The organism is Methylobacterium durans (assembly GCF_003173715.1).
Taxonomy (GTDB): Bacteria; Pseudomonadota; Alphaproteobacteria; order Rhizobiales; family Beijerinckiaceae; genus Methylobacterium; species Methylobacterium durans.
In genome coordinates this window covers 1,947,879-1,968,462 of record NZ_CP029550.1, presented here as the reverse complement: position 1 = coordinate 1,968,462, position 20,584 = coordinate 1,947,879, and the positions used below count along the sequence as shown (strand labels likewise).

General features: G+C 71.7%; 19 protein-coding genes and 2 pseudogenes. 8 read left to right on the top strand and 13 right to left on the bottom strand.

Annotation, left to right across the window (positions count from 1 at the left end):
• Nucleotides 1-70: 70 nt before the first annotated feature.
• From DK389_RS09125 to DK389_RS09095, 7 genes and pseudogenes are all read right to left on the bottom strand, one after another.
• Entirely contained in the window at nt 71-946 is an 876-nt protein-coding gene (locus tag DK389_RS09125) for an RNA polymerase factor sigma-32 (RefSeq protein WP_109888997.1), read from the bottom strand.
• 435 nt (nt 947-1,381) lie between these two features.
• Nucleotides 1,382-1,978, bottom strand: coding sequence for a CarD family transcriptional regulator (locus tag DK389_RS09120; RefSeq protein WP_109888995.1), 597 nt, complete (start codon nt 1,976-1,978; stop codon nt 1,382-1,384).
• Between the two features lie 474 nt (nt 1,979-2,452).
• The gene (gene fdxA / locus DK389_RS09115; protein ID WP_109888993.1) at nt 2,453-2,791 is read right to left on the bottom strand and encodes a ferredoxin FdxA; all 339 of its coding nucleotides are present in this window, start codon (nt 2,789-2,791) and stop codon (nt 2,453-2,455) included.
• Nucleotides 2,792-3,060: 269 nt separating this feature from the next.
• Nucleotides 3,061-3,345, bottom strand: a complete 285-nt coding sequence (locus DK389_RS09110) for an RNA-binding S4 domain-containing protein (protein WP_109888991.1) — start codon at nt 3,343-3,345, stop codon at nt 3,061-3,063.
• Between the two features lie 22 nt (nt 3,346-3,367).
• Nucleotides 3,368-6,804, bottom strand: a pseudogene (locus tag DK389_RS09105) (helicase-related protein).
• A gap of 75 nt (nt 6,805-6,879) precedes the next feature.
• Nucleotides 6,880-7,224: a hypothetical protein gene (locus tag DK389_RS09100; protein WP_109888989.1), complete on the bottom strand. Its 345-nt coding sequence runs from the start codon at nt 7,222-7,224 to the stop codon at nt 6,880-6,882.
• 11 nt (nt 7,225-7,235) lie between these two features.
• A complete protein-coding gene (locus tag DK389_RS09095; protein WP_109896189.1) occupies nt 7,236-8,108 on the bottom strand; it encodes a DUF3108 domain-containing protein in 873 nt (290 codons plus the stop codon).
• Nucleotides 8,109-8,432: 324 nt separating this feature from the next.
• Here DK389_RS09095 and rpmB point away from each other — a divergent pair, with 324 nt between their 5' ends.
• The 3 genes from rpmB (at nt 8,433) to DK389_RS09080 (ending at nt 10,145) form a co-directional block, all read left to right on the top strand.
• Complete coding sequence (rpmB, locus tag DK389_RS09090; protein WP_109888987.1) at nt 8,433-8,738, top strand: 50S ribosomal protein L28; 306 nt, start codon at nt 8,433-8,435, stop codon at nt 8,736-8,738.
• 352 nt (nt 8,739-9,090) lie between these two features.
• A complete protein-coding gene (locus DK389_RS09085) occupies nt 9,091-9,564 on the top strand; it encodes a nuclear transport factor 2 family protein (RefSeq protein WP_109896187.1) in 474 nt (157 codons plus the stop codon).
• Between the two features lie 14 nt (nt 9,565-9,578).
• The gene (locus tag DK389_RS09080; protein WP_109888985.1) at nt 9,579-10,145 is read left to right on the top strand and encodes a TetR/AcrR family transcriptional regulator; all 567 of its coding nucleotides are present in this window, start codon (nt 9,579-9,581) and stop codon (nt 10,143-10,145) included.
• On the opposite strand, the gene cobT is transcribed toward DK389_RS09080, so the two are convergent.
• The 4 genes from cobT to DK389_RS09060 all read right to left on the bottom strand — a co-directional run bounded on the left by cobT (nt 10,142) and on the right by DK389_RS09060 (nt 14,418).
• Nucleotides 10,142-12,046 (bottom strand): cobaltochelatase subunit CobT, encoded by a 1,905-nt coding sequence (gene cobT / locus DK389_RS09075; RefSeq protein ID WP_109888983.1) that lies wholly within the window; start codon nt 12,044-12,046, stop codon nt 10,142-10,144. The genes DK389_RS09080 and cobT overlap by 4 nt on opposite strands.
• Nucleotides 12,047-12,050: 4 nt before the next feature.
• On the bottom strand, nt 12,051-12,545 hold the full coding sequence (locus DK389_RS09070; protein ID WP_109896185.1) for a DUF29 domain-containing protein: 495 nt from the start codon (nt 12,543-12,545) through the stop codon (nt 12,051-12,053).
• An 18-nt stretch (nt 12,546-12,563) separates the two neighbouring features.
• A complete protein-coding gene (cobS, locus tag DK389_RS09065) occupies nt 12,564-13,547 on the bottom strand; it encodes a cobaltochelatase subunit CobS (protein WP_109888981.1) in 984 nt (327 codons plus the stop codon).
• A gap of 244 nt (nt 13,548-13,791) precedes the next feature.
• On the bottom strand, nt 13,792-14,418 hold the full coding sequence (locus DK389_RS09060; protein ID WP_109888979.1) for a DnaJ domain-containing protein: 627 nt from the start codon (nt 14,416-14,418) through the stop codon (nt 13,792-13,794).
• 123 nt (nt 14,419-14,541) lie between these two features.
• Between DK389_RS09060 and DK389_RS09055 the strand changes: the two genes are divergently transcribed.
• A complete protein-coding gene (locus DK389_RS09055) occupies nt 14,542-14,826 on the top strand; it encodes a BolA family protein (protein ID WP_109888977.1) in 285 nt (94 codons plus the stop codon).
• A gap of 35 nt (nt 14,827-14,861) precedes the next feature.
• Nucleotides 14,862-15,283, top strand: a pseudogene (arfB, locus tag DK389_RS09050) (alternative ribosome rescue aminoacyl-tRNA hydrolase ArfB).
• A 4-nt stretch (nt 15,284-15,287) separates the two neighbouring features.
• Here arfB and DK389_RS09045 read toward each other — a convergent pair.
• Entirely contained in the window at nt 15,288-16,043 is a 756-nt protein-coding gene (locus tag DK389_RS09045) for a YoaK family protein (RefSeq protein WP_109888973.1), read from the bottom strand.
• Nucleotides 16,044-16,154: 111 nt separating this feature from the next.
• Nucleotides 16,155-17,102 (bottom strand): class I SAM-dependent DNA methyltransferase, encoded by a 948-nt coding sequence (locus tag DK389_RS09040; protein ID WP_109888971.1) that lies wholly within the window; start codon nt 17,100-17,102, stop codon nt 16,155-16,157.
• Nucleotides 17,103-17,146: 44 nt separating this feature from the next.
• On the opposite strand from DK389_RS09040, the gene DK389_RS09035 reads away from it, so the two are divergent.
• From DK389_RS09035 to DK389_RS09025, 3 genes are read left to right on the top strand one after another with little or no spacing between them, the layout of a single operon-like run.
• On the top strand, nt 17,147-18,190 hold the full coding sequence (locus DK389_RS09035) for a ligase-associated DNA damage response exonuclease (RefSeq protein ID WP_109888969.1): 1,044 nt from the start codon (nt 17,147-17,149) through the stop codon (nt 18,188-18,190).
• Nucleotides 18,187-20,040: a cisplatin damage response ATP-dependent DNA ligase gene (locus tag DK389_RS09030; RefSeq protein ID WP_109888967.1), complete on the top strand. Its 1,854-nt coding sequence runs from the start codon at nt 18,187-18,189 to the stop codon at nt 20,038-20,040. Before DK389_RS09035 ends, DK389_RS09030 begins: the two co-directional genes overlap by 4 nt.
• A complete protein-coding gene (locus tag DK389_RS09025; protein WP_109888965.1) occupies nt 20,037-20,504 on the top strand; it encodes a secondary thiamine-phosphate synthase enzyme YjbQ in 468 nt (155 codons plus the stop codon). Before DK389_RS09030 ends, DK389_RS09025 begins: the two co-directional genes overlap by 4 nt.
• Nucleotides 20,505-20,584: the final 80 nt, after the last annotated feature.

Below are 20,584 nucleotides of genomic sequence, written 5' to 3'. Positions count from 1 at the left end.
GCGACCGGCCACAAAAATCTCCGCGACCATTGGCGCGCCGCCGCCCCGCGCCCTGCGCGGGTCGGTGAATTCAACCGGCGTAGACGCTGCTCGCCGTTTGCGGGAACTTCTCCGCCAGGGCCCGGCGCAGCTTCTCCAAGGCGCGGTTCTCGATCTGGCGGACCCGCTCCTTCGAGATCCCGAGCCGGTGCCCCAGTGCCTCCAGCGTCGCCTGATCCTCGGCGAGGCGGCGCTCCTGCAGGATTCGGAGCTCGCGCTCGGACAGCACGGTCAGCGCCTGCTGCAGCCAGATCAGGCGCCGCTCGCCGTCGACGGTCGCCGAGACGGTCTCGTCGGGCAGCGCCGCTCCGTCGACGAGGAAGTCCATCCGCTCGGAGGAGGCTTCGCTCTCCTCGCCGACCGGCGCGTTCAGCGACATGTCGGGGCCGGACAGGCGGGCATCCATCAGCGCCACGTCCTCGCGGGAGACGCCGATGGCGGTGGCGATGCGCCGGTGGATCTCGTCGCCGACGCGCTCCTCTGTCGATTGCATGAGGCGGGCGCGCAGGCGGCGCAGGTTGAAGAACAGAGCCTTCTGGGCCGAGCTGGTGCCGCCGCGGACGATCGACCAGTTGCGCAGGATGTAGTCCTGGATCGAGGCGCGGATCCACCACGTGGCGTAGGTGGAGAAGCGGACCTCCCGCTCCGGCTCGAAGCGGGCTGCGGCCTCCATCAGGCCGACATGACCCTCCTGAACGAGGTCGGCCATGGGCAGGCCGTAATGCCGGAAGCGGCCGGCCAGGGCGATGACGAGGCGCATATGCGCGGAGATCAGGCGGTGCAGGGCGCGCTCGTCGCGCTTATCCTTCCAGCGCAGGGCGAGGCCGCGTTCCTCGTCGCGCGCGAGGAAGGGCGCCTCCATGGCAGTCCGAATGAACTGCCGCCGGATCCCTGCAATTTCCGCCATCCCCGCCTCCGCCTCTTGGTTCGAGTGCTGTTACGGCAGGGGTCGCACCCGAGACGCCGGACGGCGCCTGCAAGGACCCACGCCAGGCAACCGACAACGGAAGCACCGGCGCGAAGGTTCCGTCCCTCGCGATGAAGATGGGCGTGTGGGACCAAATTCCGCTCGCGACGCCGCTCACCCCGGCCGCACGTTCGATCCCGCGCATGATCTAGGGCAGGGATGACGGGACGACGACAGGTCCGTCCGGATATTGCGGGCCGTCCGTCCGATGCGGACGAAGGAACATCCCCAAGAGGCCAGAAGACATGCGGCCGAAACCTGGGGCCAAGAAACCCCGGGGCCAAGAAACCCCGGGGCCAAGAAACCCCGGGGCCAAGAAAAAGGCCCGGTGCGCGCGCACCGGACCTCGAATGCTCCATCCGGGAAGTGGGCGCCTCAGGCGGCCTCTTCCTGCAGGTCGTCACCTTCCGAATCCGCGTCCGATTCCGCCTCGACCTCGTTCTTGGCGCGGCGGGGCGACTTGGCGAGGCTCTGCTCGATGAGCTTGAGGGCCTCGGTCTCGGTGATGCGGTTGACCGAGGAGATCTCGCGCACGACGCGGTCGAGGGCGGCTTCGTAGAGCTGGCGCTCGCTGTAGGATTGCTCGGGCTGCGCGTCGGAGCGGTAGAGGTCGCGCACCACCTCGGTCACCGACAGCAGGTCGCCGGAATTGATCTTGGCCTCGTATTCCTGGGCCCGGCGCGACCACATGGTGCGCTTGATGCGGGCGCGGCCGGTCAGCACGTCGAGGGCCTTCTTGACGACATCCGGCTCGGCGAGCTTGCGCATGCCGACGCTGTTGGCCTTCGCGGTGGGGACGCGCAGGACCATCTTGTCCTTCTCGAACGAGACGACGAACAGCTCCAGCTTGTAGCCGGCGATCTCCTGCTCCTCGATCGCGATGATGCGACCGACACCGTGAGCCGGATACACGACCGCTTCGCCGGTCTTGAAGCCTTGGCGGGCTGCCGTCGTCTTCTTGGCTGTGGTCATGCGAGAAGGGCCTCCAAACAGGGCACGGGCGCGAGAATTGCCGCGCCAAATCGATTCTCCGGGGTGGGACACCCGGCCTGAGCCGCCAACCGCACGACCGCACGGGCCACCGGTTCCCTGGCGCGGCCGAACACACGGACCACGACGAGACCGGCCACCGAAAGCAGGGCGCCTTCAGCGGTCGATCGCATGCAACCCCGTTTCCATGGAACGCCTTGGAACCGCGTCTGGCGGAAGAGGGAGCACGTCAGGCACGAGCGACGGCAGGCCTATTGTGTATCACAATCCGGCCGCCGAATCAAAGGATTGCCGACTGAGGCGCACGAGCGCGCGCTCCCTGCACCGAGTTGTGCACGGAGAGAAGCGAGTGGGCAGGATGCCCTCGGAATGCCTGCTTTGCGTGCGGCGCAGACGTGCCGGCGCGGCCCTTAGCACCGCGCTCGCAACCCGCTCTCGGGCGGGGCGGCCGGCGGCTCAGTCGCCCGTGCCGGGGCTTGCGGAGAAATGCGCCTCGAACTTGTCGGCGATGCCGTCCCATTCCTTGGCGTCGGCGGGCGCATCCTTCTTCTGCGTGATGTTGGGCCAGCGCTTGGCGTAGTCGGCGTTGACCCTGAGCCAGGTCTCGAGGCTCGGCTCGGTGTCGGGCTTGATCGCCTCGGCCGGGCATTCGGGCTCGCAGACGCCGCAGTCGATGCACTCGTCGGGATGGATGACGAGCATGTTCTCACCCTCGTAGAAGCAATCCACGGGGCAGACCTCGACGCAGTCCATGTACTTGCACTTGATGCAATTGTCGGTGACGACGTAGGTCATGGTCCGCTTTTCGTCCTCGATCCGCTTCGGTGGGGCGGGTTGCGGGGCCGCTCGCCCCGTCCGCAGCCTTCGCGCCCGATCCGCGGATGCTTGTGCTGATGCGTTCCGTCCGGAGCCTGGAAACCCCGATTTCGAACGGCTCTAGCCTCTGGGCGGTGTGCTGACAAGCGTGCAGGCGCCGCATCGCACCCAAGGAGCGCCTGTGTCGCCCACCCGCCATAGACCGGCGGCGTCCCACCCATGAATTCCTCGCCGCGGCGACGAAACTCCTAGCCCTGCTCGGGCGGAGCGTCCGCGAGATCGACGTAGAGGCGGCGCGCCTCGGGCGCCGGGCCCCGCCGCTCGCCGAGATCCGCCACACGGACCAGGGCCGTGACATGCGTGGCCGCCACCGTGATCACGTCGCCGACGGCGAGTCCCTTGGCCGGGGCCTCGGCGCGCTTGCCGTTCACACGGACATGGCCCTCGGCCACGAGGCGGGCGGCGAGGGAGCGCGTCTTGGCGAAGCGGGCGAACCACAGCCACTTGTCGAGCCGCTGCCGCTCCGCCTTCATGCCGGGCGCATCCTCCCCGCGTTCAGCGCTTCCCGCTGTCGCCGGATTCGAGCTGCGCCTTCAGGGCGGCGAGCTTGGCGAAGGGCGAATCCGGATCGGGTGCCCGCTCGCGGCGCGGCGGCCGCTGGTCCTCGCGCGGCCCGGCATGCCGGCCTTCGTCGCGACGCTCGGGCCGGCCGCGGCCGCCCTCGAAACGGTCGCGGCGTCCGCCGCCATCGCCGCCGCGGCGACCCTCGCGATCGCCTTGCGGCCGGTTGCGGCCTTCGGCCCCCTGCGCGCGCTGGCGATCCGGTCCGCGGCCGCCGTCCCGACGGCCCTCGCCGTCGGTCCGTCCGGCGCCCTGGCCGGCGCCCTGGCCGGCCTCGCGCCCGCGCCCCTGTTGTCCGCGCGGCCGGTTCTGGCGCTGGTGGGCGGGCCGCTGGTGACGGTGCAGGTGCCACACCTCGATCGTCGCGGGCTCGGCCGCCTCGGCGGCGGGAGCGGGCTCGGCGGACGCCTCGGCGGGAATTTCGGCAGCCAGTTCGGGCTCAGGCGCGGTCTCGGCCGGAGCGGGCCCTGCGCTCGCCGTCTCCTCGGAGGCGGGCTCCCCGGTCCCGGCCGCTTCGACGGGGGCCGCGTCTGCCGCCTCCTCGGGCACCGCGGACTCGGCAACCTCGACGATCTCGGTGGTCTCGACGACGTCGGTGGTCTCGGCGACGTCGGGGCCCGCCGTCGCGGCCGCGGGCTCCGCTTCGCCGTCCGTCGCGGCCGGCTCGGGTTCCGCGGGCGCGGCGTCCGCCGTCTCGGGCGTGCCCTCCGCGGGCGCATTCGCTGCGGCCTCGGCCTCGGAGGCCGGACCCTCGGCCGCGTCGATACTCTCGGCCGCCTCGCTCTCCGCCGCGGCCGCGGCGAGCGTCTCGGCGCCCGGCGCCTCGGACGTCGCCTCGGCCGACTGCGCCGCGACCGGGCGAACCGGCTCGGTCGAGGCGGCCGGCAGGAGCGGCACGGTGATCGCCGGGCCCGGCCGGGTCTCGGCGACGTAGCCGAGCGACTTCAGGATGGAGGCGAAATCCTCGCCCGAGCAGCCGACGAGGGAGGTCATGCCGACGGTGCCGACGAAGCCGTCCCCGTCCGCGGTGCCGGCCGGCGGCTCGCCCGGCGTCGTGCCGGGGCGGTAGGCGATGGCGGGGCGGATCAGGTCGGCGAGCCGCTCCAGGATGTCGACGCGCACGGCGCGCTCGCCGCAGACGCGGAAGCCCGCCGCCCGGTAGAGGCCCTTGGCGATCTCGGCGTTCACCTTGATCGAGGTGCGGCCGGAGCCGGCCAGATGCGCGATCTCGTCGAGGCCGGGCTGCTCGAGGCCGCCGTTGCGCAGGGCCCAAAGCTGCGCCGCGAGGGTCCGCGGGGCGGGCTTCAGGAGGGCCGGCAGGAAGATGTGGTAGGCGCCGAAGCGTACGCCGTGGCGGCGGAGCGTCGCGCGGCCATCCTGGTCGAGGCTGCGCATCTCGTGCGTCACCTTCGCGCGCTCCAGGACGCCGAGCGACTCGACCACTTGGTAGCCGATGCCCTTGGCAAGCCCCGTCAGGTCGGCGGCGGTCTCGATCTCCAGGAGCGGCCCGAGGAGGCGCACCACGTGCGCCTTCAGCCACGCGTTGAGGCGCGCCTCGACCTTGTCGCGGGCGGAGCCCGTGAGCTGCTCGTCGGCGATCAGGCGCAGGCGCGGCTCGAACAGCTTGTCGCCCGGCACGAGCTTCGCCACCGGATCGCCGGTCCAGCGGATCACGCCCTCGTGGCTGAGGACGAGAGAGGAATCGGCCGCGGCCGCGAAGCGCTCGGCGCGCGCCTCGATCTCGCCGCCGAGGGCCTTCTCGGCGGCGCTGCGCAGGGTCTTGGCCTCGTGTCCCTCGGCGCCCGGGTCCGGCACGAACTGGAAGCCGTGAAGATGGCCGACATGCTGTCCCTCGACGGTCACGTCCCCGCCGGGGGAAATCTGGGCTTCCAACATCGTATTCTCTCTCAGGCGCCGCATCAGGACGCTGGTGCGCCTGTCGACGAAGCGGCTCGCGAGGCGCTCGTGCAGGGCGTCGGACAGCCTGTCCTCTACCCGACGCGTCTCGCCCTGCCAATGTTCCGGGTCGACGAGCCAGTCGGGTCTGTTGGCCACGAAGGTCCAGGTCCGCCCCTGGGCGATCCGCTGGGACAGGGCGTCGATGTCCCCGTCCGTCCGGTCGATCATGGCGACGTGGCGGGCGAACCAATCGTTGGGGATGCGCCCCGCCATGCCCCGCATCAGGAACCTGTAGAGCTGCGCCACGAGGTCCGCGTGCGTCTGCGGGTGGACCTTGCGGTAATCGGGCACGCCGCAGACGTCCCAGAGGCGCTGCACGGATTTCGCGCCGGTCGCCATGTCGCGGATGTCGTCCTCGCGCATCAGGATCTCGAGCGCCTGCTGGTCCTCGCCCATCGGCGCGCGGGTGAGCCCGTTCTCGCGCGGGTGCTCGTCGAGGGCCTCGCGCAGGGTGTCGAGGCTGTGGAAGCCGAGATCGGGGTTGCGCCATTGCAGCATCCGCACCGGCTCGAAGCTGTGGGTCTCGATCGCCTCGATCATCTCCGCGTCGAAGGGGGGCATCGACCCGTCGAGCCGAAGGTGCCGTCCGAGAGGTGGCGCCCGGCCCGTCCCGCGATCTGCCCCATCTCGGCGGGCGTGAGCCTGCGGAAGCGGGTGCCGTCGTATTTCCAGTTGGCGGCGAAGGCCACGTGGTCGACGTCGAGGTTGAGCCCCATGCCGACCGCGTCGGTGGCCACGAGGTAATCGACGTCGCCCGACTGGTAGAGCTCGACCTGCGCGTTGCGCGTCCGGGGCGAGAGCGCGCCGAGCACCACCGCCGCGCCGCCGCGCTGGCGCCGGATCAGCTCGGCGATGGCGTAGACCTCCTCGGCCGAGAAGGCGACGATGGCGGTGCGGCGCGGCAGGCGCGAGAGCTTCTTCTCCCCCGCGAAGCTGAGCTGCGAGAGGCGCGGGCGGGTCGTCGTGCGCACGCCCGGAACCAGCGCCTCCACCAGCGGCTGGATGGTCGCGGAGCCGATCAGCAGCGTCTCCTCGCGCCCGCGCTGGTAGAGCAGGCGGTCGGTGAAGACGTGGCCGCGGTCCATGTCGGCGGCGAGCTGGATCTCGTCGATGGCCACGAAGGCGACGTCGAGATCGCGCGGCATCGCCTCGATGGTGGAGATCCAGTAGCGCGGCCGGTCCGGCTTGATCTTCTCCTCGCCGGTGACGAGGGCGACCTTCTCGGGGCCGACGCGGGCGACGACCCGCAGGTAGACCTCGCGGGCGAGGAGCCGCAGCGGCAGGCCGATCATGCCGGTCGGGTGCGCGAGCATCCGCTCGATCGCCAGATGGGTCTTGCCGGTGTTGGTCGGCCCGAGCACCGCCGTGACGCCGCGCGCGCGGGCCTGCGGAGGAAGGGAGCGGCGATTCATCAGGGCGGGGCGGTCCTGCGGCGGGTCGGCCGGTGGTGCGCCGTGGGCGTCGGGAAGGATGTGCGGGATGCCCGCTCAGTAGCCCCGGTGGCGGAGGGCGGGCGGGCGCGCCCCGCGCGGAGGCAGACCTTCATATGGGGCCGTGCCCTGCGATCCGCCACTCCCCTCGGTCCCCGTCTGGCCGTTCCCCGAGAGGCCCGGGACGCCGTAGATCTCGACGTTCACGGACGGGCGCGGGCCCTGCAGGTCGGCGCAGAGCGTGTCGGGCGTCGCCGTGAGCGGGCCGCGGCGCGGGGGCCGCCCCTCGGTCACCTGTGCGGAGGAATAGGCGTTGCCGCCGCAGGAATGGCCCGCCTCGTGCGGCGCGGCCGAGGCGGGCAGCGCCAGCAGCGCCGCCAGCAGGCCGAGGGCGACGCGCATGGCCGAGGGCCCTACGGCTGTGCGCCGAGGCTCGCGACGGCGGCCGTCTCGGCCGGCACCGCGGCGGTGGCGGAGCGCGTCCAGCGCGTCGCCTCGATGATGTTGGTGCCGACCGTGGTGCGCACCGAGATCCGCATCGGCAGCAGGACCCGCGTCCCCTCGACGGGGGCGAGCCAGACCGACATGTCGCGGTTCTCCTCCATGAAGCGCACCCCCGGCCGGTCCGGCCGGTGGCCCGCGATCGCCTGGTAGCGGGCGTTGCAGACGAGGACGGGGCCAGAATAGCCCGGCTTCTCGACCGCGCGGGTCTCAGCGTAGCTCAGCACCACGTTGAAGCGGGTTGCGCCGTCGAAGACCGGCAGTGTGCGGTTGCAATTCTCGGGGTCGGTGAGGTCTCCCTGCGCGCGGGCCGGCATCAGCAGGGCGCTCGCCGGGTCCATCACGCCGCGCCTGTTGGCCGCGGTGACGGGTACCCGGTCGCCCATGTCGACGAGGGGGGGCGTCACCTCGGACTGGGTGACGTTGCCGCGCGAGAGCGCCATGCGCACCGCGATACCGGAATTCGACGTGCGGGTGGCGATCGCGAAGGCGTTCGGCTGCGGGCCGGCGCTGAGGAGCCCGCTGGAGCGGGCCGAGCCCATGCCGCCGGTGATGGCGCCGACGAGGCCGGTCAACGTCGCCGACACGTCCATGCGGTAGCGCTGGCCCTCGATGGCGCCGGAGAGATGCGCGGTGCCGATCGGGAGGCCGGCGAGGTTGACGCCGTAATCGACGGTGACGGTGGCGGGGGCGGATTTCGGCGCGCGCGGGCGCGCCTCGGCGGGCGCGAGGCCCGCGGCGGCGAGGAGGCAGAGGGCGGCCGCAGCGCGGCGGCGGGCCGGCATCGACGGAATGGAGGGCGTGGCGAACATGGTCCGGACTCAGAATCCCCAACGCTCGGGCCGGCGCGGGCTTGACCCTCGGCACGACGGAAGCGTTATCCCTCCCGCATGGTTAACAGAGCGTTCGGCGACCGCCAGTGCCGGGAAGGGCACACGGGGCGCGGCTTTCGCCTTGACGGCGCGCGGCCCGATCGCCTATAGGCTCGCGCCTTCAACAGGACTCCGCTGGACCTGGAATCACGCTTGGGCGAGGCCCGCGGCGAGTGCCGCGCCGGCTGTCACGGTCCGAGTTCTGACCGCCCACGGAACGATACGGGATTGTTTGCTATGTCGCGCCGCTGCGAACTCACGGGCAAGGCCGTGCAGGTCGGTCACCTCGTGAGCCACTCGAACCGCAAGACCAAGTGCCGGTTCCTGCCGAACCTGTGCAACGTCACCCTCACCTCGGACGCCCTCAACCGCCGCGTCCGCCTGCGCGTCACGGCGCACGCCCTGCGCTCGGTCGAGCACCGCGGCGGCCTCGACGGGTTCCTCGTGAAGGCCCGCGAGATCGAGCTGTCGCAGACGGCCCGCCTTCTGAAGCGCGAGATCCAGAAGAAGCTCGCCGAGACCGAGACCCAGGCCGCCGCCTGACCCCGCACCGGCCCGAGGCCGGCAGCACGATCTCCGATTTCTCAGAAGGCCGCCGCACGCGAACCCGTGCGGCGGCCTTCTGCCGTTCCGACGCTTGCCGGACCACCTCTCCCGTTCGGGAGAGGTCGGGTGCGTGAGCGCACCGGGTGAGGGATGCGACCTCTCCGGAGAAACCTGAACCCCTCACCCTGTCCCTCTTGGAACTGGAGGGGACCTGCGCTCGGACCGACGACCGCCCGCCCGCACCCGCACGAAGTCGGCACCGCCAGCCGATCGACATTGACAGCGCGGCCTCGCCACTTTACCGATCGGTACACACCGATCCGATCGGTCAACTTTGGACGAGGCCACCATGTCCGAGACGCGCCCCCCGCTGCCGCCCTTCACGCAGGACAGCGCCATCCAGAAGGTCCGTGCCGCCGAGGACGGCTGGAACGGGCGCAACCCCGAGAAGGTCTCCCTCGCCTACACGATCGACAGCCGCTGGCGGAACCGCTCGGAGATCTTCCAGGGGCGTTCCGCGATCGTCGAGTTCCTGACGCGCAAGTGGGAGCGCGAGCACGAGTACCGGCTGATCAAGGAGATCTGGGCCCATAGCGGCGACCGGATCGCGGTGCGCTTCGCCTACGAGTTCCACGATGCGGCGGGAGACTGGTTCCGAGCCTACGGCAACGAGAACTGGGAGTTCGACGGGAACGGCCTGATGCGGGTGCGCCACGCCAGCATCAACGACCTCGCCATCCGCGATTCCGAGCGCAAGTTCCACTGGGACCGGTCCGGCCCGCGCCCGGCCGACCATCCGGGCCTGACCGACCTCGGCCTCTGACCCCGGGTGGACGCGTGACCCGCACCGTCAACGAGCGCGCCGACGCCGTCGCCGCGCTGGCCGAGATCTTCCGCGAGTTCGGTTACGAGGGCGCGAGCCTGTCGCTGATCGGCGCCCGCACCGGCCTCGGGAAGGGCAGCCTTTACCATTTCTTCCCCGGAGGTAAGGAGGAGATGGCAGCGTCCGTGCTCGCGGAGATTGACGGCTGGTTCGCGCGCGCGGTCTTCGCGCCCCTGCGGGAGGATCCGGATCCGGCGGCCGCGATCCGCCGGATGTTCCGGGAGACGGACGCCTATTTCCGCTCGGGCCGGCGAGTCTGCCTCGTCGGCGCCTTCGCGCTGGGCGACGTGCGCGACCGCTTCGCCGCCCGCATCGCCACCTACTTCGCGGCCTGGCGCGACGCCCTGGCGGATGCGCTGCGCCGGGCGGGCCGCGCTGAGGGGAGCGCGGCGGAGGAGGCCGAGCACGTCGTCTCGGCGATCCAGGGCGCCCTCGTCATGGCCCGGGCGGTCGACGACCCGGCCGTGTTCGTGCGGGCCCTCGCCCGGCTCGAGGCCGGGCTCGGCCTCGCCGAACCCTAGCGGCGACCGCCCGCAGCCCGGATCGGCGCGCGCACGGGCGGCGCGCCGTCCTCCTCGAACAGCTCAGCGAGCTTCTCCGTCATGGCGCCGCCGAGTTCCTCCGCGTCGATGATGGTGACGGCGCGCCGGTAATAGCGCGTGACGTCGTGGCCGATGCCGATGGCGAGGAGTTCCACGGGCGAGCGGGTCTCGATGTCCTCGATCATCCAGCGCAGGTGTCGCTCGAGATAGTTGCCGGCATTGACCGAGAGCGTCGAATCGTCGACCGGGGCGCCGTCCGAGATGACCATCAGGATCTTGCGCTGCTCGGGCCGGCCGAGCAGGCGCTTGTGCGCCCAGTCCAGCGCCTCGCCGTCGATGTTCTCCTTGAGCAGACCCTCGCGCATCATCAGCCCGAGGTTCTTGCGGGCCCGGCGCCAGGGGGCGTCGGCCGACTTGTAGACGATGTGGCGCAGGTCGTTGAGGCGTCCCGGCGAGGCGGGCTTGCCGGCCGCGAGCCACGCCTCGCGCGACTGGCCGCCCTTCCAGGCGCGGGTGGTGAAGCCGAGGATCTCGACCTTCACGCCGCAGCGCTCCAGCGTCCGCGCCAGGATGTCGGCGCAGGTCGCCGCGACCGTGATCGGTCGCCCGCGCATCGAGCCGGAATTGTCGAGGAGCAGGGTCACGACCGTATCGCGGAAGTTCGTGTCCTTCTCCTGCTTGAAGGAGAGGGGCTGGAACGGGTCGATCACGACGCGCACGAGGCGGGCCGGGTCGAGCTGGCCCTCCTCCAGGTCGAAGTCCCAGGCGCGGTTCTGCTTGGCGAGCAGCCGCCGCTGCAGACGGTTGGCGAGGCGCCCGACGACGCCCTGGAGATGGGCGAGCTGCTTGTCGAGATAGGTGCGCAGGCGCGCGAGCTCGTCCGCGTCGCAGAGATCCTCCGCATGGATGATCTCGTCGAAGCGCGGGTTGAACACCTTGTAGTCCGGCCCGCGCGGCTCGTTGGCCTTCTGGCTCGGCGGCCGCCAGGATTCGGAGGCCTCCTCCGACTCGGCGTCCTGCGAATCCTCCGGCAACTCGCCGGACGGCGCGTCGGCGGATTCGGTCGCGCCCTCCTCGATGTCGTCGGAGGCTTCCTCCGTCGACTCGACCTCGGCGCGGTCGCCCTGGCTCTGCTCCTCGGCCTCGCCCTCCTGCGGGCTCTGCTCGTCGTCCTGGGCCTCGTTCTCGTCCTCGTTCTCCTCGTCCTCCGGGTCGAAGGGCGTCTCGTCCGCCATGTCGAGGGAGGAGAGCAGGTCGCGCACGGAGCGGGCGAAGGCGCGCTGGTTCTCCAGCGAGCCGAGCAGGCCGTCGAGGTCCTTGCCGGCCTTGTCCTCGATGTGCGGGCGCCAGAGCTCGACGATCTTGCGGGCGGCGGGCGGGGGCGCCTGTCCGGTCAGGCGCTCGCGCACCATCAGGGCGACGGCGTCCTCCATCGGCGCGTCGGCCCGGTCGGTGATCTGCTCGTACTTGCCGCCGCGGTGATAGCGGTCCTCCAGCATCGCCGTGATGTTGCTGGCCACGCCCGCCATCCGGCGCGAGCCGATCGCCTCGACGCGGGCCTGCTCCACGGCGTCGTAGACGGCGCGCGCCGCGGCGTTCTCGGGTGCCAGGCGGCGGTGGACGGCGGAATCGTGGCAGCCGAGCCGCAGCGCCATCGCGTCCGCGTTGCCGCGCAGGACCGCGACGTCCCCGGCCGAGAGCTTGCGGGGCGGCTCGGGCAGGCGCGCCTTGTCGCCGGTCAGCGCCGGCCGGTCGGTGGCGTAGGTCACCTCGACCTCGGAGCGCCGCGCGATGGCGCGCAGGCACCCGGCGACGGAGCGCTTCAGGGGTTCGGCGACGGGCTCGCGGCGCTCGCCGGGCTTGCGGTTCGAGATGGACATGCGGCTAGCGATCGGCCTCGAACGCGAAGGGGCGGTTCAGGATGTCGTCCCAGGCATAGGGACAATCCGCCGGCAGGGCGGCCGGCGGGCGCCTCATCTGCCGGGCGGCGCCGAGGCGGGCGAGGCGGAAGGCGTCGCGCCGCACCTCGTCGAGGCTCGATTTGAGGCCGGGACTCTTTCGCAAATGGATGAGCGCGCGCTCGCGATGCTCGGCGCTGCTGAGGGCCCAGCTCCGACTGCGCCGCTCGGGCTGGTGATCCCATTTCAGCATGTGAAGGAGGAGGATCTCGACGGCACTCTGGAGCCGGTAATACTCGCTCAAGCCCACGTCGCTCAGCTCCTCGGCGATGTTGTCGAGGTCGAGCGCCTCCACCCGCCCGGAGCGGAGCAGGGCCACCTGTTCTTGGACCCAGGTGTAGTGGTCGTCCCCGTAGCGCGTCCGACCCTCGGCAAGCGGAGTCGCCGGGGCGTCCTCGCGCGTCGGGACCGGGTGCGCCATCGCGTCCTCCATGCGGCCTCAGCTCAGCGCGACGTTGACGGCGCTCTCCGGCAGCTCCTTGCCGAAGGCCCGCTGGTAGAACTCGGCGACGAGTGGCCGCTCCAGCTCGTCGCACTTGTTGAGGAAGGTGACCCGGAAGGCGAAGCCGATGTCGCGGAAGATGTCGGCGTTCTCCGCCCAGGTGATCACCGTGCGGGGGCTCATCACGGTCGAGAGGTCGCCGTTCATGAAGGCGTTGCGGGTGAGGTCCGCCACGCGCACCATGCGGTTGACCGTGTCGCGGCCCTGCTCGCCCTTGTAGTGGACCGCCTTGGAGAGGACGATGTCCACCTCGCGGTCGTGGGGCAGGTAGTTCAGGGTCGTGACGATCGACCAGCGGTCCATCTGGCCCTGGTTGATCTGCTGCGTGCCGTGATAGAGGCCGGACGTGTCGCCGAGGCCGACCGTGTTGGCGGTCGCGAACAGGCGGAAGGCCGGGTGGGGGCGGATCACCCGCTTCTGGTCGAGGAGCGTCAGGCGTCCCGACAGTTCCAGCACGCGCTGGATCACGAACATCACGTCGGGGCGGCCCGCATCGTACTCGTCGAAGACGAGGGCGACGTTGTTCTGCAGCGCCCAGGGCAGGATGCCGTCCTGGAAGGCGGTGACCTGCTTGCCGTCCTGCAGGACGATCGCGTCCTTGCCGACGAGATCGATGCGCGAGACGTGGCTGTCGAGGTTGATCCGGACGCAGGGCCAGTTCAGCCGGGCCGCGACCTGCTCGATATGGGTCGACTTGCCGGTGCCGTGGTAGCCCGTGATCATCACGCGGCGGTTGCGGGCGAAGCCCGCCAGGATCGCCAGCGTGGTCTCGCGGTCGAAGATGTAATCCGCGTCGAGATCGGGCACGTGCTCGTCCATCTCGGAGAAGGCCGGCACCTTGAGGTCGATGTCGATGCCGAAGACCTCGCGCACGGAAACGGTCCGGTCGGGCAGCGAGGCGGGCGTGTCGTCAGAAAGCATACGGGACCTCGTCGGGGCGGGCGCCGGCGGGTGAAGCGCGGAACCTCGCGGATGTCTCACGGCTCGGGCCCGCCGGACTCTCGCGGCAGACGGGCCTCCGGCCTTCCTTAATCATCGGCGCCGCACGGCGCCACTAGGCTTGCGAGCCCCGCATATAGGGTGTCGCGGGCCGTTTGGCGCCTCCCCCGCACGCAGGGCAGGGCTCAGGATCGGTTCGGTGCGTGCATCCTTCGTGCCGGACGGCTCAGCAGAGCCCCGCCGCCCGCAAGGTGTCGTGCGCCCGGATGATGTCGCGCAGGCGCTCCTCGAAGGAGCGGTCGCCGCCGTTGGCGTCCGGGTGGAAGCGCTTCACCAGCACCTTGTACTGAGCCTTGATGGCGGCCGCGTCCGCAGCCTCGTCGAGGCCGAGCACGTCGAGGGCCTTGCGCACGGCGCCCGAGTGGCGCGGGCGCTGCGGCTCCGCCTTGGCCCGCCGCGCGGTCTCGCCGACGCCCTCCGCCCGCAGGATGCCCAGCGGATCGACATAGGCCCAGTCCCGCTGCGGCTCGCCCTTGCGCTTGGTCCCCTCCGCCGCCCCGTTCGCGCCCATCGCCCAGGTCGGGCGATGCCCGATGATCGCGTCCTTCTGGTAGGCCTGGACGGCGGCGTCGTTCATCCCGTCGAAGTAATTGTAGGCGGCGTTGTAGGCCCGCACGTGGTCGATGCAGAAGCGCCAGTACTGGCCCTCGGCCTTGCGGCCCTTGGGCGCCCGGTACAGGCCCGGATGGGTGCAGCCCGGCGTCTCGCAGGCCTGCGCCTGCTCGGCCGTCTTCGGCTCGTCGCAGGACGGCTTGATGCGGATGCTGTCGAACAGGCGCGAGTTGAGATCCATGACAGGGCGATTATGAGGGGGCGGACCGGAGACACAAGGGCGGCGGGCCTGATGACGCATGCGATCATCGGGGCTTGACGCGCCGTCCGGGAAACCGAGTCACCTCCGAAGCGGGAGAGACGGATGCCCGAGGGCGGCACGTTGAAGAACTGGATCGCGGAAACGCTCGCCGCGGAACTCGCGCCGACGCATCTCGACGTGGTCGACGAATCCCACCTTCACGCCGGCCACGCGGGCTGGCGCGAATCGGGCGAGACGCATTTCCGCCTCGACGTTGTCTCGGCGGCCTTCGAGGGGAAGAGCCGGGTCGAGCGCCACCGGCTCGTCAACGGATTGCTGGATGGCGCATTCAAGCGCGGCCTGCACGCGCTGGCAGTGCGGGCGCGCACGCCCGGCGAAGCGGCCTGACCGGACGGGATTCGCATGTCCGGGAGATGGTGATCGTGGCCCTGCAATGCACCCCCACATCGCCATCGACGAGGCGGAGCTGGAGGAGAGCTTCGTGCGCGCCTCCGGGCCCGGCGGCCAGAACGTCAACAAGCTCTCGACCGCGGTGCAATTGCGCTTCGACGTGCGCCGCTCGGCCTCGCTGCCCGACGCGGTGGCGGTGCGCCTGATGCGGATGGCCGGGCGGCGGCTCACGGCCGAGGGCGTGCTCGTCATCGCGGCGCAGCGCTTCCGCACGCAGGAGCGCAACCGGGCCGACGCCCGCGAGCGCCTCGCCGCGATGGTGGCGGAGGCCGCCGTCCCGCCGACGCCGCGCCGGGCGACGCGGCCCACGCTCGCCTCGAAGAAGCGCCGCCTCGAATCGAAGGCGCGCCGCGGCGCCGTGAAGAGCCTGCGCCGGAGCGGCCCGGAGGAGTGAAGGATCAGGCCCGCGTGACGACGTGGAGCGGCTCGGCGCTCGGCGCCGCGTCGGGCGCCGGGGAATTGCCGGCGATCAGGTGACTGCCGGGCCTGGCCAGCGCCACGATGATCGCGATCACGGCGAGCAGGGCCGCGAGCGCCGCCGGGAACAGGAAGGCGCTCTCGCCGTAGCGGATCTGGAGGGCGCCCCCAATCACGGCGCCGGTGCTCAGCGCTCCCCAGAGCGGGGCCTGGATCCAGAAGGACGGGTTCGGCTTGTGCAGGATGAGGTTCGCGAGCCCCGTGCCGAACCGGACGACCGCGCCGGTGACGTAGGTCAGGGCGATGCTGTTGCCGTTGGCGTCCTGCAGGGTCGCGTTCTGAAGTCCCAGGGCCATCACGATCGGGTAGGCGTGCAGCGGGAAGGAGAAGGTGCCCCAGGGGCTGACGAGGCCGATCGCCAGGAGCGCCGCCTCGATCGAGAGCAGCACCGGCAGCCGCCAGGGCCCGACCCAGGCCGCGATCAGGGTGCCGAGGAAGGCGCCGAAGCAGAAGATCAGGATCGTGGTGCAGACGCGGGCGGTGTTCTCCCAGTCGAAGGTCGAGACCGATACGCCGAACCGGGTCGTGTTGCCCGACATGAACGACATGAACAGCTGCGAGTACTCGAGGAAGCCGATCGAGTCCGCGCAGCCCGCAAGGCCGGCCAGCGCGAGGGCGAGCGGAACCCGCGTCTTCGCGCTCGCGGGAAACGACTTGTCCACGGGCTTGTCTGCCATCGATGTCCTCGCGCGCCGACCGCCCTCGGCGGGAGGCCTCCGGAAACGGCTAAGCCGCTTAACCGGCGAGGCTCCGCGAGGTTGCGGCGGCGCAGCGAAATCCGGAAAGCCTCACGCAACCGTGTCCCGGCGCCCGAGCACGACGATGCGGCCCGGCACGCCCCGCCCGTTCTGGCAGCGGATCTCGGCCTCGGTGACGAGGAGGGGCGCGAGGCCCGCGGCCGCGGCGGCGGCGAGCAGGGCCGAATCCGCGTGGGCGTAGCGCCCGTCCTCGCCGATCACGACGCCCGCGCCCGGATGCGACTGGACCGTGAAGGCGGCGAGCCCCGCCGCGGCGAGGGCGTGCGCGGTCGATGCGAGGATCGGCCCGAGGTCACCGAGATAGATGAAGACGTCGGCCGCGACGACGAGGTCGATCGATCCCGGGCCCGCCTCCGCGAGGCAATCGGTCAGGTCCCCCGCGACGAGGCGGTGATAGAGGCCGCGCCGCTCGGCCCGCGCCAGCATCCCGGGCGAGAGGTCGACGCCGGCGAGGTGGTCGAAGCGGCCCGCGAGCGCCGCGCCCATCAGCCCCGTCCCGCAGCCGAGATCGAGCACGCGGGCGAAGTGCCGCCCCGGCCCGGCGACCCGGTCGAGGGCGTCCCGCAGCATCTCGGGGCCGCGATAGCCGAGATCGCCGACGAGGTGGCGCTCGAAGCGCGCGGCGTATCCGTCGAACAGGGCGCGCACGTAGGCCGGGGAGATCGCGGCGAGCCGGTCGCCGTGCCCGAGCTGGGCGAGGTGCAGCCGGCTGCCGAGCCGGTCCTCCGGGTCGAGGTCGAGGGCGGCGGCGTAGGCCCGCAGCGCGCCCTGAAGGTCGCGTTCCGCCCCGCCGCCCCGGTGCAGCGCCTCCCGCGCCCGGCCGAGCAGCAGCCAGGCCGGCGCGTAGCGGGGGGCGAGGTCGAGGGCCTGCTCGGCCATCTCGGCGGCGCCCGCGGCGTCGCCCTCCGCGAGGCAGGCTTCGGCGTAGGCGTAGCGGCGGTCGGCGAGGAGGTCGCCGGAGGAGGTCTGAGGCGGCATGCGTGGTGAGCGTGGCGGATCCGGCGCCCTATATAGCCGGGCCCATGCCGTTACGCGCCAGCGATCTCCTCACCCTCACCCGCGAAGGGCTCTACTGCCCCCTCGGCCGCTTCCACGTCGATCCGACCTGGCCGGTGCCGCGGGCGCTCATCACCCACGGCCACGCCGACCACGCCCGCTCCGGCCACGGCAGCGTGCTGGCGACGCCGGAGACCCTGCGCATCATGGCCGTGCGCTACGGCGAGGATTTCTGCGGCACCCGGCAGGAGGCGCGCCTCGGCGAGGCGATCCGCGTCGGCGCCGTCACCGTGCGCTTCGCGCCCGCCGGCCACGTCCTCGGCTCGGCGCAGATCGCGATCGAGGCCGCGGGCGTGCGGGTCGTCGTCTCGGGCGATTACAAGCGGGCGCGCGACCCGACCTGCCTGCCCTTCGAGCCCGTCCCCTGCGACGTCTTCATCACGGAGGCGACGTTTGGCCTGCCCGTCTTCCGGATGCCGGACACGGGCGAGGAGGTTGCCAAGCTCCTCGCGTCGGTCGCCCTGTTCCCGGAGCGCGCCCACATCGTCGGCGCCTACGCACTGGGCAAGGCGCAGCGCGTCATGGCCCTCCTGCGGGAGGCGGGCTACGACCGGCCGATCTACCTGCACGGCGCCATGGAGAAGCTGACCGAGCTCTACAAGCGCGAGGGCATCGCGCTCGGCGAGACCCCGAAGGTGGTGGCGGCCGAGCGGGCTCAGCTCCACGGTGCCATCGTGCTCTGCCCGCCCTCGGCGATCCAGGACCTCTGGTCGCGCAAGTTCCCGGATCCGGTCACCTCCTTCGCCTCGGGCTGGATGCGGGTGCGGGCCCGCGCCCGCCAGAAGGGCGTCGAGCTGCCCCTCGTCATCTCGGACCATTCGGACTGGCCGGACCTCTGCCGCACGATCCTCGAGACCGGGGCCGAGGAGGTCTGGGTCACCCACGGGCAGGAGGACGCCCTCGTCCACTGGTGCGGGCTTCAGGGCATCCGGGCGAAGCCCCTGCACCTGCTCGGCTACGGCGACGACGAGACCGAGGCGGCGCCAGAGTCCGCGGAGACGGCCGCGTGAACGACTTCGCCCACCTCCTCGACCGCCTCGCCTACGAGCCGCGCCGCAACGCCAAGCTGCGCCTCCTGCAGGATTACTTCGCGAACACGCCCGACCCGGAGCGCGGCTACGCGCTCGCCGCCATGACCGGAGGACTCACCTTCCGCGAGGCGAAGCCCGCCCTCATCCGCGGCCTCGTGGAGGAGCGCGTCGATCCGACCCTGTTCCGCCTCTCGCACAATTACGTGGGCGACCTCGCCGAGACGGCCTCGCTGATCTGGCCGGGGCCGGCAGATGCGGCCGGATCGGCCGCAGGCCACCTCTCCCGTCCGGGAGAGGTCGGTTTCGCGGGACGCGGACCGGGTGAGGGATGCGCCGTATCCGGAGACGCCGCACCCCTCACCCCGGCCCGCTCCCGAACGGGAGAGGGGGGCCGCGGCGAGCCCGGCCCCGGCCACAACAATCCGCCTCCCCACGTGCCGACCCTCGCCGAGGTGGTCGAGACGCTGGCCGCGACCCGCAAGGTCGATCTGCCGCGCCACCTCGCCACCTGGCTCGACGCCCTCGACGAGACCGGGCGCTGGGCCCTCCTCAAGCTCGTGACGGGCAACCTGCGCGTCGGCGTCTCGGCGCGGCTCGCCAAGACGGCCATCGGGGCGCTCGGCGGGCACGAGGCCGACGCCGTCGAGGAGGTCTGGCACGGGCTGGAGCCGCCCTACGAGACGCTGTTCGCCTGGGTCGAGGGGCGGGGGGAGCGGCCCGAGACCCTGAACCCGGCCCCGTTCCGGCCGCCCATGCTCTCGCATCCGATCGAGGAGGAGAGCGATTTCGAAAAGCTGGAGCCGGAGGGCTTCTCGGGCGAGTGGAAGTGGGACGGCATCCGCGTCCAGCTCGTCGGCGGGCGCGACCGGGCGGGCGTCCAGGTCACCCGCATCTATTCCCGCACGGGGGAGGACATCTCCGGCGCCTTCCCCGACCTCACCGAGGCGATCACCTTCACGGGCGCCCTCGACGGCGAGCTGCTGATCCTGCGCGGGGGCCGGGTGCAGAGCTTCAACGTCCTGCAGCAGCGCCTCAACCGCAAGGCGGTGACGGGCAAGCTCCTCGAGGAGTTCCCGGCGCATGTGCGGGCCTACGACCTGCTCGCGGCGGAGGGCGAGGACCTGCGCCCGCTGCCTTTCGCCGAGCGCCGCGCCCGGCTCGAAGCCTTCGTGGCCCGCCTCGACCACGCCCGCATCGACATCTCGCCCCTCGTTCCCTTCGCCACCTGGGAGGACCTCGCCGCCGCTCGCGCCGACCCGGCCTCGGTGGGGGCGGGCGAGGATGCCGACGCCATCGAGGGCGTGATGCTCAAGCGCCGCAACAGCGCCTACCTCCCCGGCCGGCCGAAGGGGCCCTGGTGGAAGTGGAAGCGCGAGCCCCACCTCGTCGACGCGGTGATGATGTACGCCCAGCGCGGCCACGGGAAGCGCTCGTCCTTCTACTCGGACTACACGTTCGGCGTCTGGCGGGAGCGGCCGGAGGGCGGCCAGGAGCTGGTGCCGGTGGGTAAGGCCTATCACGGCTTCACCGACGTGGAGCTCGGCAAGCTCGACCGCTACGTCCGCAACCACACGACGAAGCGCTTCGGCCCGGTCCGGGAGGTCGAGTACGGCCCCGACCGGGGCCTCGTGCTCGAGATCGCCTTCGAGGGGGTGCAGCGCTCGACGCGGCACAAATCCGGAGTGGCCATGCGGTTTCCCCGCGTCAGCCGCATCCGCTGGGACAAGCCGGCCGCCGAGGCCGACCGGATCGAGCTTCTGGAGCGGATCCTGGCGCGCGGCGAGCGCGAGATCGCGCCGGGCGCCACGCTCATCGGGGAGGAGACATGAGGCAGGGCCGCATCGGAGGACTCGCGGATTTCTCGGCCGGAGAGGTCCGGAGGCAGGCGGGCGCGGCGCTCACCATCGCGACGCCGGGCCAGGGCTTCACGGACTTCACCGGGGCGGTGGCCGATTTCCTCTCCCGCAGCGGCGTGACAGAGGGAGTCATGGCAGTGTTCTGCCGCCACACCTCGGCCTCGCTGACGATCCAGGAGAACGCGGACCCGGACGTCCAGGCCGACCTGATGACGGCCCTCGACGGGCTCGCCCCGCGCCACGCCGGCTACGTTCACGGCGCCGAGGGGCCGGACGACATGCCGGCCCATATCCGCACGATGCTGACGGATGCGGCGCTGACGATCCCCGTCCGGGACGGCCGGCTCGTCCTCGGCACGTGGCAGGGGATCTACCTGATCGAGCATCGCGACCGCCCGCATCGGCGCGAGATCCGGCTGCACGTGATCGGTGCGTGACCCGCCCCGGCAATCGCGACGCTTCAGGGTCGCGGCCGGTGCGGGCTCGCGAGATGCGCGGAGGCGCTCGCCGCGATCCC

What these genes read in the sequence shown, in the direction of transcription:
- DK389_RS09125 (WP_109888997.1), bottom strand. Translation starts at nt 946, where the DNA reads ATGGCGGAAATTGCAGGGATCCGGCGGCAGTTCATTCGGACTGCCATG.
- DK389_RS09120 (WP_109888995.1), bottom strand. Translation starts at nt 1,978, where the DNA reads ATGACCACAGCCAAGAAGACGACGGCAGCCCGCCAAGGCTTCAAGACC.
- fdxA (WP_109888993.1), bottom strand. Translation starts at nt 2,791, where the DNA reads ATGACCTACGTCGTCACCGACAATTGCATCAAGTGCAAGTACATGGAC.
- DK389_RS09110 (WP_109888991.1), bottom strand. Translation starts at nt 3,345, where the DNA reads ATGAAGGCGGAGCGGCAGCGGCTCGACAAGTGGCTGTGGTTCGCCCGC.
- DK389_RS09100 (WP_109888989.1), bottom strand. Translation starts at nt 7,224, where the DNA reads ATGCGCGTCGCCCTCGGCCTGCTGGCGGCGCTGCTGGCGCTGCCCGCC.
- DK389_RS09095 (WP_109896189.1), bottom strand. Translation starts at nt 8,108, where the DNA reads ATGCCGGCCCGCCGCCGCGCTGCGGCCGCCCTCTGCCTCCTCGCCGCC.
- rpmB (WP_109888987.1), top strand. Translation starts at nt 8,433, where the DNA reads ATGTCGCGCCGCTGCGAACTCACGGGCAAGGCCGTGCAGGTCGGTCAC.
- DK389_RS09085 (WP_109896187.1), top strand. Translation starts at nt 9,091, where the DNA reads ATGTCCGAGACGCGCCCCCCGCTGCCGCCCTTCACGCAGGACAGCGCC.
- cobT (WP_109888983.1), bottom strand. Translation starts at nt 12,046, where the DNA reads ATGTCCATCTCGAACCGCAAGCCCGGCGAGCGCCGCGAGCCCGTCGCC.
- DK389_RS09070 (WP_109896185.1), bottom strand. Translation starts at nt 12,545, where the DNA reads ATGGCGCACCCGGTCCCGACGCGCGAGGACGCCCCGGCGACTCCGCTT.
- cobS (WP_109888981.1), bottom strand. Translation starts at nt 13,547, where the DNA reads ATGCTTTCTGACGACACGCCCGCCTCGCTGCCCGACCGGACCGTTTCC.
- DK389_RS09060 (WP_109888979.1), bottom strand. Translation starts at nt 14,418, where the DNA reads ATGGATCTCAACTCGCGCCTGTTCGACAGCATCCGCATCAAGCCGTCC.
- DK389_RS09055 (WP_109888977.1), top strand. Translation starts at nt 14,542, where the DNA reads ATGCCCGAGGGCGGCACGTTGAAGAACTGGATCGCGGAAACGCTCGCC.
- DK389_RS09045 (WP_109888973.1), bottom strand. Translation starts at nt 16,043, where the DNA reads ATGGCAGACAAGCCCGTGGACAAGTCGTTTCCCGCGAGCGCGAAGACG.
- DK389_RS09040 (WP_109888971.1), bottom strand. Translation starts at nt 17,102, where the DNA reads ATGCCGCCTCAGACCTCCTCCGGCGACCTCCTCGCCGACCGCCGCTAC.
- DK389_RS09035 (WP_109888969.1), top strand. Translation starts at nt 17,147, where the DNA reads ATGCCGTTACGCGCCAGCGATCTCCTCACCCTCACCCGCGAAGGGCTC.
- DK389_RS09025 (WP_109888965.1), top strand. Translation starts at nt 20,037, where the DNA reads ATGAGGCAGGGCCGCATCGGAGGACTCGCGGATTTCTCGGCCGGAGAG.